The sequence below is a fragment of the Rothia sp. 27098_8_27 genome, from assembly GCF_041432805.1.
GTDB lineage: Bacteria > Actinomycetota > Actinomycetes > Actinomycetales > Micrococcaceae > Rothia > Rothia mucilaginosa.
In genome coordinates this window covers 619,758-637,455 of the sequence record NZ_JAPWAJ010000001.1, presented here as the reverse complement: position 1 = coordinate 637,455, position 17,698 = coordinate 619,758, and the positions used below count along the sequence as shown (strand labels likewise).

Genomic DNA, 17,698 nt, shown 5'->3' with positions numbered 1-17,698 from the left:
CTGGGGCGGGGAGGCTGTCGCGGTTTAGCCTGTTGCGTGGCAGCCTCCACCCCGCAAACAATGAGCCACCGCGTATCAGAGTGTAACCCCGGTGAGAGTCGCACCTAAGACTGCGGTAAACTGAAAGTTATGACTGCAACTCCGTTCTACATCACCACCGCCATCTCCTACCCCAATGGCAACCCGCACATCGGCCACGCCTACGAAACCATCGCAGCCGACGTGCTAGCCCGCTTCAAGCGCCTCGACGGCTTCGACGTGCGCTTCATGACCGGCACCGACGAGCACGGCCAGAAGATGCAGACCACCGCCGAGAAGCTCGGTAAGACCGCTAAGGAACTCGCCGACGAGAACTCCGCACGCTTCAAAGCAATGAACGACGCGCTGAACATCAGCTACGACCGCTTCATCCGCACCACCGACCCCGACCACTACGTCGCATCCCAGGCCATCTGGAAGCGCATGGAAGAAAACGGCGACATCTACCTCGATAAGTACGCCGGCTGGTACTCCGTCCGCGACGAAGCCTACTACGCAGAAGACGAAACCGAAGTCCGCGACGGCCAGCGCTACGCCATCACCACCGGCACCGAAGTCGAATGGACCGAAGAAGAATCCTACTTCTTCCGCCTCTCCAAGTACGGCGACAAGCTCCTCGAACTCTACGCCAACGAAGGCTACGTCTACCCCGAATCCCGCCGCAACGAACTCATCTCCTTCGTCAAGGGTGGCCTCAACGACCTGTCCATCTCCCGCACCACCTTCGACTGGGGCGTACCCGTACCCGGCAACGACAAGCACGTCATGTACGTGTGGGTCGACGCCCTCACCAACTACCTGACCGGCCTCGGCTACCCCGACACCGACAACGAACTGTTCACCAAGTACTGGCCCGCCGACCTGCACCTCATCGGCAAGGACATCACCCGATTCCACTCCATCTACTGGCCCGCATTCCTGTGGTCTGCCGGAGTCGAACTGCCCAAGCGCGTCTTCGGCCACGGCTTCCTGCTCGTCAATGGCGAGAAGATGTCCAAGTCCGTCGGTAACGTCGTCGACCCCGCAAACCTTGTCAACGCGTTCGGCCTGGACGCGGTCCGCTTCTTCCTCATGCGTGAGGTGTCCTTCGGTCAGGACGGCTCCTACTCAGAAGAGTCCATCATCAACCGCATCAACTCCGACCTGGCAAACAACCTCGGCAACCTTGCCCAGCGTTCCCTGTCCATGGTCGCCAAGAACTGCGGCGGCGCTGTGCCCGAGCACGGCGAATTCACCGAGGCCGACCGCCAGATCCTCGACGAGGCGGCTGCCCTCTACGAGCCGGTTCGCGCCGACTTCGACGAGCAGGCCTTCCACCGCGCCCTCGAGCGCATCTGGACCGTGCTCGCAGACACCAACGCCTACTTCGCAGAGCAGGAACCCTGGACCCTGCGCAAGAATGGCGAACTCGACCGCATGAACACCGTGCTGTACGTAACCCTCGAGGTCGTACGCCAGGTCGCTCTGCTGCTGCAGCCCGTCATGCCCGACGCAACCGCCAAGCTGCTGACCCTGCTCGGCGTACCCGAAGGCGACGCACGCCAGTTCGCAGCCCTCGGCACCGCGCTCGTGCCCGGCACCGAACTGCCCGCACCCGCACCGGTGTTCCCCCGCTACGAAGCGCCCAAGGCATAACAGCTGCCTGAGCATCAGCGGACAGCGCCGTAACGGATAGCGTGAGAAAGCCCTCGGCATCCTTACCCCAGTGGGGAGGAGCCGGGGGCTTTTCGTGTACACGCGTATGGAGAGGTACGGGCGCAGGGTAGAGACGGGACGCTGGTTTGGTCGCCACTCATCCTTAAGGATGAGGTCTGTACCCCGTTCCGGCAGCCTCGCGTTCAGCTCATACCGCGGAAGCACCGGGAAACCCTGCGCCCGTAGGTCAAGACCCGGTGAACACCCGCCAAAATCAACCTGGAGGATGAGAAAAACCCTGTAGTCAGCGCCATGCTGCGTGAAATAATTGAACTATGACTACGACAACTCCTCACGCACAGACGGCACAGCCCGCCGTCTCCGCACGAAACCTTTCCAAAACCTACGGCATGGGTGAAGCAACCGTCCACGCCCTCAACAACGTCTCCGTTGACTTTGAACAGGGCAAGTTCACCGCCATTATGGGTCCCTCCGGCTCGGGTAAGTCCACGCTGATGCAGACCATCGCAACCCTGGACACCCCCGACCCGAACCCGGCAACCTCGATTCGTATTGGCGGTACCGAGCTCTTCGGTCTGAAGGACAACGCCCTCACCGAATTCCGCCGCGAACACATCGGCTTCATCTTCCAGGCGTTCAACCTGGTGCCCACCCTCACCGCGGGCCAGAACATTGACCTGCCGCTGGGCCTCGCCGGTAAGAAGCCGGACCCGCAGTGGCGCGACTACCTGGTTAAGACCCTCGGCCTGGAAACCCGCCTCGATCACCGCCCCGAACAGCTCTCCGGCGGTCAGCAGCAGCGCGTCGCCATCGTGCGCGCCCTGCTCGCACGCCCCGAAGTGGTCTTCGCCGACGAACCTACCGGTAACCTCGACTCCAACTCCGGCGCCGAGGTGCTGCGCCTGCTGCGTGCCGCCGCAACCGATCACGCACAGACCATCCTCATGGTCACCCACGACGCAAACGCTGCCTCCTACGCAGACCGCGTGGTTTTCATCAAGGACGGCATGGTCGCCGGCGAAATGATCGAACCCACCTACGACGCCGTCCTCGGCGCAATGGCACAGCTGGAAGGTCGATAAGCCGTGGCAACCACACTGAACACGGTGGCGCGCTCCAATCTGCGCGCCTCCAAAGGAAAATACATTCTCACGGGCATAGGCATCGCGATCTCATCCTTCTTCATCGCCGCCATTATGATGCTCACCAACTCGTTGCAAGCGACCGTCAATTCCTCCGTTGGTGACGTGCTCTCCCGCGCCGAGGCGGTCGTCGCATCCGCCGCTACAACCAGTGACGGTAAAGACAGCACCTCTATCTACCTGACTCGTGACCAGATTCAGAAAGTAGAAAAGAGCGACCTGCTCTCCGGCTACTGGGTACAGTACGCCGTCACGGGTTCGATCGGTACCGGCGACCAGAAAACCCCCGTGCAGTACAACCAGCTGCCCGCCGACTCTAGCCTCTTCCCGTACAAGGTGCAGGGTAAAATCCCCAGTAGCGACCACGAAATCATGGTCTCTACCTACTTCGCGAAGAAGCACAACCTCTCGCTGAACGGCAAGGTCACCAGCACCGACGTTGTGGAATCCGTCAGCGCCCCCGGTACTGATAAGACCGCCGAATACACCGTCGTCGGTCTGTTCGACCCCGGTTTTGAAGGCTCCACCACCAATCAGGCTGTCTTCATTGGCGGCACCAGCCTTGGCGAAGCCGCCCTGAAGGCAGCCGAGACAGAAAACAAGAGTTCCGCAGCAGGTTACCGAAGCATGGCTGGCGCGAACCTCATCTACCTCAAGTTCAAGGACGGCGTAACCGACGCCAAGCTCAAGAGCCTGCAGGAGTCCCTCAGCAGCGGCGACACAAAGAACGACCCGCGCGTCATGACCGGTCAGAAGCTGCTGGAGGACTACCAGAAGACCATCTCCACGGTCTTCACCTCCATTAGTGTGGTTCTGGGCGCCTTCGCGGCACTGGCTCTGCTGGTTTCCTCCTTCGTCATCTCCAACACCTTCGCGGTGCTGGTCGGCCAGCGCATCCGTGAACTGGCTCTGCTGCGTACCCTCGGTGCCCGTGGCGGCTCCCTCGTACGGATGCTACTCATCGAATCCATTACCGTGGGCGTGGTGTTCTCCCTCATCGGTGCGCTACTGACCTACCCGGTTGGCGCGCTGGTTGGTGCAAACCTCACCACCATCATGATTTCGTACTCAATCACCCCGGTGATTATCAGTACCCTGATCTGCACCATCGTGACGGTTCTGGCGTCGCTCTCCCCGGCACGAAGCGCCCTGCGCATCTCGCCCATCAGCGCGATGAGCGAGCACACCAACCTTGAGGTGCGCAAGCCCGGCAAGGTCGGCCCGATCCTGGGTCTGGTCTTCGGTGCCGCAGGTATCGGCCTGGCTATGCTGGCTCAGAACCAGGGTTCCGGTGAGGGTGCCGGCAATAAGGCCATCCTCTTCATGATGGGGGCCGCGCTGCTGCTCGGTATTGCGGTCTTCCTCCTCACCCCGCTGGTACTGCCCCCGCTGGTACGTGCCCTCGGTAAGGTCACCCGCACCCAGACCGGCAAGCTGGCGCTCGCCAACGCACTGCGTTCGCCCAAGCGCACCGTCTCCACCGGCCGCGCCGTGCTGGTGGGTACCCTGGTCGTGTCGACTGTGCTCACCGGTTACTCGGTGCTGAGCGCCTCGCTGACCAAGGCCCTGGATCAGCAGTACCCGATTTCTGCGCAGGCAAAGTACAGCTCGTACGACCAGTCCGAGGCTGCCTCCACCGTGACCAAGGCGGAGGAAATCGCTTCCAAGGTCAAGGGTATTAAGAACGTTCAGACATCCGCCGTCGGTTACGCAGCCGGTGTGGTTGACTACACCGTCGAATACGAGGGACAGACCGCCAACCAGAATTCCGACCTGGTGGCCTTGAGCTCCTCCGATTTGAAGGCAATCCTGCCGGGCGAAAACTCGAACCTTGCCGATGACACCGTGCTCGTACCGCAGGGCCTCTGGAAGTCCGCTGGGCTGAATGAGTCCAGCCGTCTGAAGGCACACGGCCCGCTCGGCGAAGTGGAACTCAAGCCCGTCAAGTCCGCAACCAAGCAGCACCTGCTGATTGTCAACCCTGCCACCGCCGCCAAGCTGCAGGACGCCAAGAACCCGCAGAAGGTTGCCAACCCTGCCGCTGAGGAAGCTCAGAAGCGTCTGGAAGAAGCAATCGCCAGCGGTGATAAGGAAGCTCAGACGAAGGCAGCTCACCTGACTGTCACCAGCCAGGCAACCGGTAACGACACCGTCGTTCTGGTGCGCGCCGCATCCCCGCTGACCAGTAGCGAGAACGCGACCCTGCAGGCTGACCTGAACCGAGCCAGCCCGGACAGCTCCTTCACCGGTGGTCTGCAGGAACGTCAGACCTACGACCAGCTGCTGACCGTTATGCTGACCTTCACTCTGGTGATGCTCATGCTCGCAGTGGTCATCTCGATTATTGGTGTGGCGAACACGATGACCCTGTCGGTCAACGAACGCCGCCGCGAGAACGCGATGCTCCGCTCGCTGGGTCTGTCCCGCAAGCAGCTGCGCCGCATGATTTCCATTGAAGCGATTCTGATTACGCTCGCCGCAGTGGTGCTCGGTATGGTTTCCGGTGGTGTGATTGGTAGCCTCTCGGCGCAGATTATTATGTCTTCCATGAGTGCTTCCGCCCCGCTCGTGCTTGACCTGCCGTACGTCTGGTACGTGGTCATCCTCATTGTGGGTGTGCTCGCCGCGATGCTCGCTTCGGCTCTGCCGGCGGCTCGTTCGGCTCGCATGTCCCCGGTTGAGGGTATGCGCGGCTAACCCGCTGTATCTGGCATAGTCACAGTACCTGGCGAACCCGGATACTCGGCGTGAGAAAGCCCCGGAGGGTGCCTCGATTAGGAGGCGCCCGCCGGGGCTTCACTGTGTCCTCTAGTCTGCAGTGCTCACTATTCTGTTGTGCTTGTACTCTCAGATTCTTGGAGCTGACCTGCAGCCTGGCTTTGCGCGTATGATGGGTGTATGAGCACTAGCCACCCCAATCTGCGTCGCGGGTACACGCTACCCCATGAAGCGGAGGTTCTTCAGATCCTCCGTGACGCTGGTGTGCGCCGTGCCCGACTCTTCGGCAGCGCCGCCCGCGGTGAGCTGACCGAAACCAGCGACCTGGATTTTTTGGTGCAGATGCCGGGTGTAGCCCCTTTTGACGAATTCATGCAGATGGTCGATGCTCAGCACCGCATTGAACAGTTGACCGGTCGTAGCGTTGATATGGTCACCCGGTTGCGCCCTCGCATCTATGCGGAGGCAGAACCGGACATGGTGGAGTTGCCGCTATAAGAAGTTGCCTGAGCTGATGAGCGACTTTGAACAAATCATCGACGAGATACAAGAAACTACTTAACTAAAGAGCCCCGGAGGGTGCCTCGATCAGGAGGCGCCCGCCGGGGCTTCACTGTGTCCCTATATAAGGGAGCGCTAGTGGGCGATACCCGCCTCATACGCCATAATGACCGCCTGCACACGATCACGCGCACCCAACTTCGCCAACACATGCGACACATGCGTCTTCACCGTCGCCTCCGACAGCACCAGTTCCCGCGTAATCTCCGCATTCGACAAGCCACGCGCAATCAAACCCAGCACCTCAAACTCACGCGGCGACAACTGCTCAATCAACTCACGATGAGGATAATCCTGCACAGGCTCAAAGCTTGTATGCTCAGCCGGAATAAACGTCGCCTTAGGAAGCTCAGAACCAGCAGCCGGGGGAATAGCAGGAACAGACTCGGCGGCAGGAACAACAGGAGCGGCAGGTGCGGGGGAGTCCAGCACCGGAATCATCTGCTCCAACAGGCGGCGAGTCGCAGACGGCGCAATCACCGCATCGCCGCGGTGCACCGTACGAATCGCCTCCAGCAGCTGCTCCGGCGGAGTGTCCTTCAACAAGAAACCGCTCGCACCCGCACGCACCGCCGAATACACGTACTCATCAATATCGAAGGTCGTGAGCATAATAATGCGCACCCGCTCATCCTCGGAAACTTCACGCTCGCCGTCACGCTCCAGAATACGGCGCGCCGCCTCCAGGCCGTCGCAGTGAGGCATGCGCACATCCATGAGGATGACCTGCGGCGCCTGCCCCTCAGACACCATACGGTCAAAAACGTCAATCGCCGCCAGGCCGTCATCAGCTTCCATGACGACCTGCAGGTCCGGCTGGGAGTTGACGAGCATGCTCAAGCCGCCGCGCACTAGGCGCTGGTCGTCAACGAGCATCACGCGGATCGGCTGGGTAGTCTGTGGCGCAGAAGTCTGTGGTGCAGAAGAGTACATAGTTTCAATCCTAGATTACGAGGTAGTAGAGGGCGCGGGTATTAGAGGTCGCGGTAGGGGAGCGCCGCCTCAACGAGCCAGCTGCCATCGGGTTGCAGACCGTAGGTGAGGGCGCCGTGGTAGAGGGCGATACGCTCGCTCATGCCGCGCAGACCGTTGCCGCTACCGGGGACCGGGCGAGCAATGTGCTGAGCTGTGACCGCAGAAACCGGTTCGTTCTGCACCTGCAACTGCAGGCCCTCATCACCCCAGTGAATGGTGACGGTGGTTGCCGCGCCGGGGGAGTGCTTGAGCGCGTTGGTGAGTGCCTCCTGCACGGTGCGGTACGCCGCAAGTTCTGCACCCTGCGGTAGGGGGCGCGCCATGGCGCCGGTGATTCCGGTGAAGGTGACGGGCAGTCCGGCGCGGCGGCTCTGCTCCACGAGGGCGGGCACATCGTTGAGGGTGGGCACGGGCGCGTAGGCGGTCGCCTCGTCCGTGCGGAGTAGCCCGAGCAGGGAACGCATCTGCGTGAGGGAGTCGCGTGCCGTCTCTGCGATGAGTTCTAGGGTCTGCTCGGCAATATCCGGTTCGCTCTGCGCCCGGCTCGACTGCTCAGCCTGTTCAGTCTGCTGCTGAGCCTGCTGTGCGCGTGCGGTGCGGGCGCTCGCAGCGGCGTAGCGTGCCCCATCCGCCTGGGAAATAATGCTGGAGAGCGAGTGCGCCACAATATCGTGCATTTCACGGGCGATTCGGGTGCGTTCATCCTGCGCGGCGAGGCGGCGTTCCTGTTCCTGCTCGTATTCGAGGCGGCGGGCGCGTTCTTTGAACTCTTCGCTGCGCAGTTCGCGCATGCGGCGGGAATCGCCGAGGAACCAGAAGACGGTGAAGATGGATCCGCAGAGCACGCCGAGCATCAGGGAGATGAAGATGCGGGCGGGTATGTCGTCCCAGTGGTAGAGGAACGAGAGCGAGGCCTGCACGGTGACGGCGAGTGCGCCGACCCAGCCGAGAATGAGGCCGCGGAAGCGGGCGCGGCGGGTCCAGTGCCTGCCGATGTGGTAGGCGGCGAGGCTGACGGGCGGGTAGCAGGTGATGGCGAGTGAGTCGGGGAAGGGCTCCACGAGGGTGAGGCAGAGCGCCGCGATGATCACGTAGATGCTGCCGTAGGGGAAGCGGTAGCGGAAGTAGAGTGCGGTGGTGCTGCAGAGCGCGGAGATGACCGGGATCCAGCCGTAGCTGTTGACGAAGGCTGCGGAGAGTACGCAGCAGAAGAACTGCATGTGCGCGACGACGATGACGTTCATCCAGCCGCGTTTGTCTCTGAGGTAGTTTTGCACGCGGCTGGAGGCGCTGATTGCGTCGGCGGGTAGATCGCTGTTTTCTGAGCTGCCGCGGGTATGCGTTACGGCGTAGCCTGATTCGGCTGTCTCTGTGCTGTGCTGTGGGTTCTGCTGGGGTTCGGTGTGCTTAAGGGGCATGTGTCCAGTGTATCGGGGTGGTGGGGTGGGATTGGGAGCCTCTTTTTTGCTCTCACGTGCAGGAATATTTTGTGGGTTTGTGTGTGGGGGCGTGTGCTTGAGTGAGTATGACACGCCAAAAACAGCTATTTTTAGTGACCTTAATTACTTTTTTATAGATTATTTATTCAACTAAAGCTTGAGAGTTTGGGGTTGTATGGGGTTCGAATTCGGGTTTATGAGACCCATAACTCCCTTAAGTAACCTATTTTGGTTGAAAAACCTTCAACCAAGGCGGAGAGTTTAAGGGAAACCCCCTCATCAAACCATTTTTGGAACCATTGCGGTACAGGTTCTTGATGGGTATAGTTTTGGCTGTACCCGAAATCTGCGCCGGTGGTCTATGACCCCGCAGAGCGAACACCAAGCGCTCTGAAACGCGAAAGTCCCTATGTAGGGGACCGGTTACAGCATTATGTCGTTATCACCAGAGGTTAGGCTCAAGCCGACTCACTCACTCGACTTGTTTCAAGTGATGTTTTCTGCCGCGCACGACGGCGGGTGATAACTTTTATTCCTCAAAATGACATCACTCTCGAAGGACATACATGTCTACTAATATTTCTCGCCGCAAGGTTGTCGCTGGCGCAGCATGGGCTGCCCCGGTTGTTGCAGCATCTGCTGCGGTTCCCGCTTTTGCATCTTCCACTGAGTGCGCGTACGCATCTGCTCCCAAGTTCAGCATTTCCGGTCAGCCTTCCGGTGCTAAGGACACCGTGAAGTTCACCGTTCCCGCGAAGGTTGACAAGATTCGCTTCGAGGTTGCTGGTGGCGCAGGTGGCGGTTCCAACCAGGTTGCTGGTGGTTCCGGTGCTCTCGTGACCGGTGAAATGCCCGTCAAGGAAGGCCAGGTCATCGAGCTGGTCGCAGCTTCCGGTGGTGTTGCATACCTGATTTCCGAGCCCGGTGTTGACAGTGCGGCTATCTGGCAGACCCGCCCCGCAACCGGTGGTAAGGGTTACGGTAACGGTGGTGACGTCAACGAACAGCCCGTTCCCGCAGACGCTAAGGCTCGCGTTGACGCTAACTGGTCCAAGCCTTCCGATATGAAGCGTTACCTCTACGGTGGTTCCGGTGGTGGTTCCTCCGCTCTGGTTATCGACGGCACCCCGGTTGCTGTTGCAGGTGGCGGTGGCGGTGCGGGCATCCGTACCCAGCCCGGTACCAACAACATGCCCGCAGGTGACAAGTTCTACAACCCCAAGGCAGTCGACGCTTCCACCACCCGCCTGAGCGACCCCGACGTTAAGTCCGTTCTGCCCGCAGGTGCAAGCGCATCCGCTGCAACCGGTGACAGCGCTGAGACCTCTGTCTCCCACTACACCGTCCTGAAGCCGTTCGCCTCCGATCGTACCGCTATGAAGGTTGCCGGTGGTAACGGTGGCGGTAACGGTCAGGGTGGTGCAGGTGGCGAGCAGCCCATGCTGTACAACGACAAGGGTAACGTCTACGGCGTTCTGGGCTTCACCAGTCAGAACAAGCAGGAGCTCTTCAGCTCCGCTACCGCTGGTGACAAGGGTGGCTCCGGCTTCGATGGTAAGGGTGCAGACGGCGTCTTCGCGTACTCCTACCAGATCGACAACAACGATATCTCCAAGCTGGAAATCGTTCACGCGACCAACCCTGTTAACCTCAAGGATACGACCAGCCTGAAGGAGGAATCCACCCGCAAGTCCTTCAACGGTTACCAGACCGTTGTCTCCGCAGGTGGTGGCGCAGGCTACGGTGGTGGTGGCTCCGGTGCTGCTCGCGGCCTCTCCTCCATCATCACCTCCCAGAAGTGGAACGCTAACGAAGAGCCCACTCGTTACCGCCAGAACGTTGGCGCACTGCTTCAGGCAGGCGCAGGTGGCGCAGGTGGCTCCTACGTTGCTCCCGGTGTTGCCGGCGGTGCCATCGCATCCGCTAACAATGGTGCAAAGGAAGCTGGCGTTCGTAACCCCGGTTACGTGAAGGTCACCCTCTGCGAGCGCTCCTAATAGCGTCTAAGTTCTTACCCTGTGAGAACTCGTAGATAAACAATATTCCCCGGCTGATGATTCAGTCGGGGAATATTGTTTTAACTGGCAGTACCCATCTAGCCCACCCCTCCCTAGCCCAGAGTCTGAGAACCCGCCCGCACACTCTACCGCCCACCCGTGGTGCGTATTAGGGTAGAGGCATGACTGAAGCACGTAGCATCGACCTCGCCGTCATCCCCGGCGACGGCATCGGCCCCGAAATCATTACCGAAGCCCAGCGCATCCTCACCCGCGCCTGCGAGCTCGAAAACATCACCGTAACCCCCACCCACTACAAGCTCGGCGCCGAGCACTGGCTGGAAACCGGTGAAACCCTGCCCGACTCCACCATGGACGCCCTCAAGCAGCACGACGCGATCCTCTTCGGCGCCATTGGTGCAGACCCCCGCAGCGGTCAGATTCCCTCCGGCCTCATCGAACGCGAAATGCTCCTCAAGCTGCGCTTCGCCTTCGACCACTACATCAACCTGCGTCCCTCCCGCCTGTACCCCGGCGCAGTCTCCCCGCTCGCCAACCCCGGCAACATCGACTTTGTGGTCGTGCGTGAAGGCACCGAAGGCCCCTACATCGGCAACGGCGGCGTGATTCGCCAGGGCACCCCGCACGAAATCGCCACCGAAGTCTCCCTCAACACCGCCCACGGTGTGGAGCGCCTGGTCCGCTATGCTTTCGAGCTTGCCTCCACCCGCCGCAAGAAGGTCACCCTCGTGCACAAGACCAACGTGCTCACCCACGCAGGTCGCCTCTACAACCGCTACTTCACCGAAATCGCGGCTGAATTCCCCGAGGTTGAGACTGACTACCTGCACATTGACGCGACCACCATCTTCATGGTCACCGACCCCGCACGCTTCGACGTGATCGTCACCGACAACCTCTTCGGCGACATCATCACCGACCTCGCCGGTGCAGTGACCGGCGGTATCGGCTACGCGGCAAGCGGCAACATCAACGCCGTCGGCGAGTTCCCCTCCATGTTCGAGCCCGTACACGGCTCCGCACCGGACATCGCCCGCCAGAACAAGGCAAACCCCACCGCCGCAATCCTCGCTGGCGCAATGCTGCTGCGCCACCTCGGCCACGACGCCGCCGCAGCCCGCATTGAGGACGCTGTTGAGGCAGATATGCGCGAGAACGGCGCGAGCGTGCGCGGAACCGACCAGGTCGGTGCGGACGTGCTCGCACGCCTCGGTTAATACTTGCCCGGCTAAAACTGGCTCGGCTAAAACGTGAACTACGCTAGTGAAGCCCGGAAGGAACACACCTTCCGGGCTTCACCCGTACCTAGCTACAGAAGATGGGGGAGGGCATCTCCGATACCTAACTTCCAACAAGCCCGCCGAATCCCACCTGTTCACATCCTGAATGGGAGAAAAGGTGCGCATGCGGCAAACGCATCTTTCCGGTACTCTAAACAGGTCAGGCACACCCGCCCGGCACCTCGGCGGTGGACACCATCCACCACTAGCTTTGATGCATCCAACTAGCACAGACCGCTAGATGCACCATCTGCCCCGCACGACAACGCGCCCGGCGGCACACACCGGTCCCTCGCCCCGCCGCGAGAACCGCCACTCAAAGAACGCCCACAGAGGCAACTAGACGAAGAGGAACGCAGAACGATGGCAACCGAATTCAGCCACGAAGCAAACCAGTCACCCGCCACCGCCGAACGCCGCGCCGAAATCCTCGCAAACCCCGGCTTCGGTGACTACTTTAGCGACCACATGGTCACCATCGACTGGGAAGGCGACTACAAGACCGGCGGCACCTGGTACGACGCACGAGTTCACCCCTACGGCCCGCTCGTCCTCGACCCCGCAGCATCCGTGTTCCACTACGGCCAGGAAATCTTCGAAGGCATCAAGGGCTACCGTCACGCTGACGGTTCCGTGTGGACCTTCCGTCCCGAAAAGAATGCGGCACGCTTCGCGAACTCCGCACGCCGCCTCTCCCTGCCGCAGCTGCCCGCCGAGACCTTCATCGAATCCCTGCGCGAACTCGTGAAGATGGACGAGCAGTGGGTACCCACCGGCGACGGTGAAGCCTTCTACTTCCGCCCCTTCATGATCGCAACCGAGGCATTCCTCGGCGTTCGCCCCGCACGCCACGTGCAGTACCACGTGATCGGCTCGCCCGCAGGTAACTACTTCGGTACCCCCGAACCCGTGGACATTTGGCTCTCCACCACCTACGCCCGCGCAGGCGAAGGCGGTACCGGTGCGGCAAAGTGCGGCGGTAACTACGCGGCATCCATGATTGCCCAGACCGAGGGTGAAAAGCACGGCTGCAAGCAGGTCATCTTCAAGGATCCGCACCGCGGCGACGCCATCGAAGAGCTCGGCGGCATGAACGTGTTCTTCATCTTCGGCAAGGAAAACAAGATCGTCACCCCCGAACTGACCGGCACCATCCTCGAGGGTGTGACCCGCTCCTCGCTGATTCAGCTCGCTAAGGACCGCGGCATGACCGTCGAAGAGCGCGCAATCACCCTCACCGAATGGCGTGAAGGCGTGGCAAACGGCGACATCACCGAAATCTTCGCTTGCGGCACCGCAGCAGTGGTCGCACCCATCGGCAAGCTCAAGGCAGAAGACTTCGAAATCCCGGCACCCACCGAGCACTTCGGCGAAATCTCCAAGAGCCTGCGCGAAGAGCTCGTCGGCATTCAGCTCGGCACCGTTGAGGACCGCCACGGCTGGATGACCCGCCTCATCTAAAACGTGAATCTAACGTAACCAGCGAAATCCCCGCAGGATGCCCCGCCCGACTCCGCACGTCGCGCGGCGAGCAACCCGCGGGGATTCGCTGTGCCCGGAAAATGAGGTGCTCGGTAAATGCTGTGCCCGGTGATGCTGTGCTCGGCGAGTATTGCGCGCGGCGTTGATAGCGTGAGGACAGGGGAGGGGAGGCGCACCCCGCCGCCGCCCCTCGATAAACCGCCCCTCGATAAAACCCGACCCGCCGCTCACACCCTCGAAGGCTGGTACCCTAGAAAGTATGCGTATTGCACGATTTACCGTAAATAATGAGCTCCACTTCGGGCTGGTAGAAGGCGACGCAGGCGAAGAAACCCTGCGCGTACTCGCCGGCGACCCCTTCTACTCGGGCATCGAACCGACCGGCACCACCTACCCCATCGACCAGGTGCGCCTGCTCGCCCCGATCATCCCCCGCTCCAAGGTGATTGGAGCGATCGCAAACTGGGCAGGAACCGAGGCACCTGCCTCCCCGCAGTTCTTCCTCAAGCCCAACACCACCGTGATTGGCCCCGGCGACCCCGTGACCCTGCCCGAGTACTCCGAAGCCGTCAGCGCAGAAGGTGAACTCGCCGTCATTATCGGTCGTATCGCCAAGTCCGTGCCTCTTGAGCGCGTGCACGAGGTCATCTTCGGCTACACCGTGGCAAACGACCTCACCGCCCGCGACCTGCTCGAAGACCGCCAGTGGACCCGCGCCAAGGGCTTCGACGGCTCCACCCCGCTCGGCCCCTGGATCGAAACCGATCTGGATACCGACTCGCTGAACATCACCACCTGGGTTGACGGCGACGTCGTGCAGGAAGGCAACACCTCCGAAATGCACTACTCCGTAGCCGAACAGGTTGCCGCAGCCTCCGAAATCTTCACCCTGCTGCCCGGCGACGTACTGCTCACCGGCACCCCCGCCGGCATCAGCGTACTGCGTGACGGCAACGAAGTAGAGGTCGAAGTCGAAGGTATCGGCTCCCTCGTCACCCGCGTGCGCGACTAAGCAGCCCGCCCCCAAAAACGTAACGTACATCCTGAAACACACCGTCAAGGAGACATCATGACCGAATACCACGGTCCCGTACTCAACAGCCCCGCAGACACCCGCGTCCGCTTCTGCCCCTCGCCCACCGGCACCCCGCACGTGGGCATGGTCCGCACCGCCCTCTTCAACTGGGCGTACGCACGCCACACCGGCGGCAAGCTGATCTTCCGCATCGAAGACACCGACGCAGCACGCGACTCCGAAGAGTCGTTCAACCAGGTGCTCGAATCCCTGCACTGGCTCGGCATCAACTGGGACGAAGGCGTCGGCGTCGGCGGCCCCCACGAGCCCTACCGCCAGTCCGAGCGTAAGACCGCAGGCATCTACAACGAGATCTTCGAAAAGCTCGTTGAAGGCGGCTACGTGTACGAAGACTTCTCCACCCCCGACGAGGTGAAGGAACGCCGCAAGGCAGCCGGTCAGGACCCGCAGCTCGGCTACGACAACTACGACCGCAACCTCACCGAAGAGCAGAAGGAAGCCTACCGCGCCGAGGGCCGTAAGCCCGTGTGGCGCCTGCGCATGCCCGACGAAGACATCACCTTCAACGACCTCGTTCGCGGTGAAATCACCTTCAAGGCCGGTACCGTGCCCGACTACGTGGTCGTCCGCTCTAACGGCGACCCGCTGTACCCCTTCGTGAACCCCGTTGACGACGCGCTCATGGGCGTCACCCACGTGCTGCGCGGCGAAGACCTGCTCTCCTCCACCCCGCGTCAGATTGCGCTCTACCGCGCACTCGTCGACACCGGCGTGACCAGCTTCATCCCCGAATTCGGCCACCTGCCCTACGTCATGGGCCAGGGCAACAAGAAGCTCTCCAAGCGCGACCCCGAGTCGAACCTCTTCCTGCTGCGCGACTCCGGCTTCATCAAGGAAGGCCTGCTGAACTACCTGTCCCTGCTGGGCTGGTCTCTCTCCGCAGACCAGGACGTCTTCACCATCGACGAGCTCGTCGAGCACTTCGACGTACACGACGTTGTCGCCAACCCCGCACGCTTCGACGTGAAGAAGGCAGAGTCCATCAACGGCGACCACATCCGTGCGCTCGACCCCAAGGACTTCCGCGACCGCCTCATCCCGTACCTGCAGGCCGCAGGCGTACTCGGCGAAACCCTCACCGAGCGTGAAGAGCAGGTCCTCACCGAAGCTGCCCCCCTCGTCCAGGAGCGCATGCAGCTGCTCGGCGAAGCACCCGGCCTGCTCGCATTCCTCTTCAAGGCTGACGAAGAAATCAGCACCGCAGACGACGCACGCAAGCAGCTCAAGGAATCCGCACCGCAGGTCCTCGCAGCCGCAATCGAGGCTCTGGAGCCCCTCGAGGACTTCACCGCAGCCAACATTGAGGCAGCCCTACGCGCCGCAATCGTCGATGGCCTGGAAATCAAGCCGCGCCTCGCATTCGGCCCCGTGCGCATCGCAGTGTCCGGTGAGCGCATCTCCCCGCCGCTGTTCGAATCCATGGAGATTCTGGGCAAGGAATCCTCCCTCGCACGCCTGCGCAAGCTTGCCGCTGAACTGAGCTAACCATGAGCCAGCCGAATAACCAATCCATCATCGGCAAGGCGCTGCTCAAGGGCACCCTCATGGCGCTCACCAACGCCTGCATTATCTGGCTGTTCGCCTACATTGCCGGCTTTGACCGCTCTGTGTGGATGGTCGTCATCATTATTGCCGGTGCGGCGCTCGCCTACGTGACCGCATTCCTGGAGGCACGCGCCATGCAGAACGCGGCTCGTGGCGGCGACGTGAGCACCTCGTCGTCTGTTGTTGATTCTTCGGATTCTTCTGGCTCTTCGGACGAAGAAGACGACTTCGTGGACCCGGGCCCCGACCCGGACGCAGGCGACTTCGACGCCGGAAGCTCCAGCAGCTCCAGCAGTTCGGACTACAGCAGCTACAGCAGCTCCGACTACTCTGGCGGCGGCGATTCCGGTGGAGGCGACTCTGGTGGTAGCAGCGACTAAGCTCTAGAGAATCCCCTTATCCAGCGGGAATCTGACGACCGAAAGGTCTGAAGAAACCCGGTGGATAAGGGGATTTTTCATAAATTTGAGAATATTTTTTGTGATGGGTGTTTCCTGTAAAACTACTAGTCAGTATGTTTTATATGGGTGAATATGGCTCCATTTGGAGGAGTGTGACAAGAATTTGGTTTGCGCACCCCGGCAAAGGCTCGTATAGTAGTACCTGTTGTTGCGACGAACTGAAAAGTTCAAAGCAAAAACATGCGGTTGTAGCTCAGTTGGTAGAGCACCACCTTGCCAAGGTGGATGTCGCGAGTTCAAGTCTCGTCAACCGCTCCACTGAAGCCCCGAGGTTCGCCTCGGGGCTTTTTCGTTGTCTCTGGTTTTTTAGTTTTTGGAGGTGCGGGGCGGGGGTCCTGCGATCTTTCCCGAGGTTGTTGCTTGGGTGGGTTGACTGCCAGACTGCTTTGGCTATCTGGCTACCGGGCTATCTGACAACCTGACTGCCCGGTCATCTGGCTATCGGGAGGCGGTGCACGAAAAATCTTCAAAAAAATTTGGGATGCAAAGCGTGCAGGGGAGGGGGTAAAACTGCTCTCCGAGCCCCCTAGAAGCTGCTTTGAAGGGTGAAGATCGGCCCCAAAACCCTCTTTTTGAAGAAATTTAAAAAACTTTTTAACCCCAAAAACCCCGGAAACACGCGGAAGTAGCGGGTGTAAAACCGTGAATGTGAGGCGGCTCTCCAGATTTCGGCTTGCACGCCTCCAGAAAGACCCGTATAGTTATTACTCGTTCCGGTGAAAAGCCGAAAGGTGAAAAACGGAACGGTAACTCAATAGAGTAATGGGATATGGTGTAATTGGCAACACGAAGGTTTCTGGTTCCTTTGTTCTAGGTTCGAGTCCTGGTATCCCAGCTAACCTCCTAACGGAGGTTGCGGCCCCATCGTATAGCGGCCTAGTACTCCGCCCTCTCACGGCGGCAACACCGGTTCAAATCCGGTTGGGGTCACACTAGGAAAAAGCCTGGTTTCTTCGGAAGCCAGGCTTTTTTGTTTATATTTGTATCTGTCGGATGATTTTTTAGATTCTACGGTGCCACCGCATACTCCTCGAAAAGCCACAAGTGTTTCGAGAAGCCACTATTTTTGTGGCTTTTCGAAACACAAGTGGCTTCTCGGCGGGAAAGAAACGGGAAGAAAAAAGGGGAGCGCAAAATTTGACCTTCACGCCAAGCCTCGGTATAGTCTTATCCGTAAGCGTGATTGGCGCAGTGGTAGCGCGCTTCGTTCACACCGAAGAGGTCACTGGTTCGAACCCAGTATCACGCACCAATAACCCCCGTTTCAAGGAACGGGGGTTTTATTA

General features: G+C 60.5%; 12 protein-coding genes and 4 tRNA genes. 14 read left to right on the top strand and 2 right to left on the bottom strand.

The features are described from left to right. The first annotated feature begins 129 nt into the window (after positions 1-129). The 4 genes from metG to O3675_RS02340 all read left to right on the top strand — a co-directional run bounded on the left by metG (position 130) and on the right by O3675_RS02340 (position 6,053). Positions 130-1,674 carry a methionine--tRNA ligase gene (gene metG, locus O3675_RS02355; protein WP_371570722.1) on the top strand — a complete coding sequence of 515 codons (1,545 nt, stop codon included), beginning with the start codon at positions 130-132 and terminating at the stop codon, positions 1,672-1,674. 335 nt (positions 1,675-2,009) lie between these two features. Then, positions 2,010-2,777 (top strand): ABC transporter ATP-binding protein, encoded by a 768-nt coding sequence (locus tag O3675_RS02350; protein WP_012903286.1) that lies wholly within the window; start codon positions 2,010-2,012, stop codon positions 2,775-2,777. A 3-nt stretch (positions 2,778-2,780) separates the two neighbouring features. Then, positions 2,781-5,534, top strand: a complete 2,754-nt coding sequence (locus O3675_RS02345) for an FtsX-like permease family protein (RefSeq protein ID WP_371570720.1) — start codon at positions 2,781-2,783, stop codon at positions 5,532-5,534. Between the two features lie 201 nt (positions 5,535-5,735). Beyond that, positions 5,736-6,053: a nucleotidyltransferase family protein gene (locus O3675_RS02340; RefSeq protein WP_005505534.1), complete on the top strand. Its 318-nt coding sequence runs from the start codon at positions 5,736-5,738 to the stop codon at positions 6,051-6,053. A gap of 138 nt (positions 6,054-6,191) precedes the next feature. On the opposite strand, the gene O3675_RS02335 is transcribed toward O3675_RS02340, so the two are convergent. Together O3675_RS02335 and O3675_RS02330 are read right to left on the bottom strand one after the other, a co-directional pair. After that, positions 6,192-7,049 (bottom strand): response regulator, encoded by an 858-nt coding sequence (locus O3675_RS02335; protein ID WP_371570717.1) that lies wholly within the window; start codon positions 7,047-7,049, stop codon positions 6,192-6,194. A 41-nt stretch (positions 7,050-7,090) separates the two neighbouring features. After that, entirely contained in the window at positions 7,091-8,509 is a 1,419-nt protein-coding gene (locus tag O3675_RS02330) for a histidine kinase (RefSeq protein ID WP_371570715.1), read from the bottom strand. Positions 8,510-9,096: 587 nt separating this feature from the next. Here O3675_RS02330 and O3675_RS02325 point away from each other — a divergent pair. The 10 genes from O3675_RS02325 to O3675_RS02280 all read left to right on the top strand — a co-directional run bounded on the left by O3675_RS02325 (position 9,097) and on the right by O3675_RS02280 (position 17,664). Continuing rightward, the gene (locus O3675_RS02325) at positions 9,097-10,527 is read left to right on the top strand and encodes a transcriptional initiation protein Tat (RefSeq protein WP_371570712.1); all 1,431 of its coding nucleotides are present in this window, start codon (positions 9,097-9,099) and stop codon (positions 10,525-10,527) included. A gap of 182 nt (positions 10,528-10,709) precedes the next feature. Beyond that, the gene (locus tag O3675_RS02320; protein WP_049362080.1) at positions 10,710-11,765 is read left to right on the top strand and encodes a 3-isopropylmalate dehydrogenase; all 1,056 of its coding nucleotides are present in this window, start codon (positions 10,710-10,712) and stop codon (positions 11,763-11,765) included. Between the two features lie 426 nt (positions 11,766-12,191). Beyond that, positions 12,192-13,289: a branched-chain amino acid aminotransferase gene (locus O3675_RS02315; RefSeq protein ID WP_371570710.1), complete on the top strand. Its 1,098-nt coding sequence runs from the start codon at positions 12,192-12,194 to the stop codon at positions 13,287-13,289. Between the two features lie 280 nt (positions 13,290-13,569). Then, entirely contained in the window at positions 13,570-14,322 is a 753-nt protein-coding gene (locus O3675_RS02310; protein WP_005507404.1) for a fumarylacetoacetate hydrolase family protein, read from the top strand. Between the two features lie 57 nt (positions 14,323-14,379). Then, positions 14,380-15,891 carry a glutamate--tRNA ligase gene (gltX, locus tag O3675_RS02305; protein WP_371570707.1) on the top strand — a complete coding sequence of 504 codons (1,512 nt, stop codon included), beginning with the start codon at positions 14,380-14,382 and terminating at the stop codon, positions 15,889-15,891. Between the two features lie 2 nt (positions 15,892-15,893). Beyond that, complete coding sequence (locus O3675_RS02300) at positions 15,894-16,331, top strand: hypothetical protein (protein ID WP_371570705.1); 438 nt, start codon at positions 15,894-15,896, stop codon at positions 16,329-16,331. A gap of 263 nt (positions 16,332-16,594) precedes the next feature. Then, positions 16,595-16,670: transfer RNA gene (locus O3675_RS02295), tRNA-Gly, on the top strand. A 505-nt stretch (positions 16,671-17,175) separates the two neighbouring features. Continuing rightward, positions 17,176-17,247: transfer RNA gene (locus O3675_RS02290), tRNA-Gln, on the top strand. Positions 17,248-17,269: 22 nt separating this feature from the next. Continuing rightward, a tRNA-Glu gene (locus tag O3675_RS02285) sits at positions 17,270-17,342 on the top strand. A gap of 247 nt (positions 17,343-17,589) precedes the next feature. Further along, a tRNA-Val gene (locus tag O3675_RS02280) sits at positions 17,590-17,664 on the top strand. Positions 17,665-17,698 lie beyond the last annotated feature (34 nt).

Coding starts and splice junctions, on each gene's coding strand:
- metG (WP_371570722.1), top strand. CDS start 130: ATGACTGCAACTCCGTTCTACATCACCACCGCCATCTCCTACCCCAAT.
- O3675_RS02350 (WP_012903286.1), top strand. CDS start 2,010: ATGACTACGACAACTCCTCACGCACAGACGGCACAGCCCGCCGTCTCC.
- O3675_RS02340 (WP_005505534.1), top strand. CDS start 5,736: ATGAGCACTAGCCACCCCAATCTGCGTCGCGGGTACACGCTACCCCAT.
- O3675_RS02335 (WP_371570717.1), bottom strand. CDS start 7,049: ATGTACTCTTCTGCACCACAGACTTCTGCGCCACAGACTACCCAGCCG.
- O3675_RS02330 (WP_371570715.1), bottom strand. CDS start 8,509: ATGCCCCTTAAGCACACCGAACCCCAGCAGAACCCACAGCACAGCACA.
- O3675_RS02325 (WP_371570712.1), top strand. CDS start 9,097: ATGTCTACTAATATTTCTCGCCGCAAGGTTGTCGCTGGCGCAGCATGG.
- O3675_RS02320 (WP_049362080.1), top strand. CDS start 10,710: ATGACTGAAGCACGTAGCATCGACCTCGCCGTCATCCCCGGCGACGGC.
- O3675_RS02315 (WP_371570710.1), top strand. CDS start 12,192: ATGGCAACCGAATTCAGCCACGAAGCAAACCAGTCACCCGCCACCGCC.
- O3675_RS02310 (WP_005507404.1), top strand. CDS start 13,570: ATGCGTATTGCACGATTTACCGTAAATAATGAGCTCCACTTCGGGCTG.
- gltX (WP_371570707.1), top strand. CDS start 14,380: ATGACCGAATACCACGGTCCCGTACTCAACAGCCCCGCAGACACCCGC.
- O3675_RS02300 (WP_371570705.1), top strand. CDS start 15,894: ATGAGCCAGCCGAATAACCAATCCATCATCGGCAAGGCGCTGCTCAAG.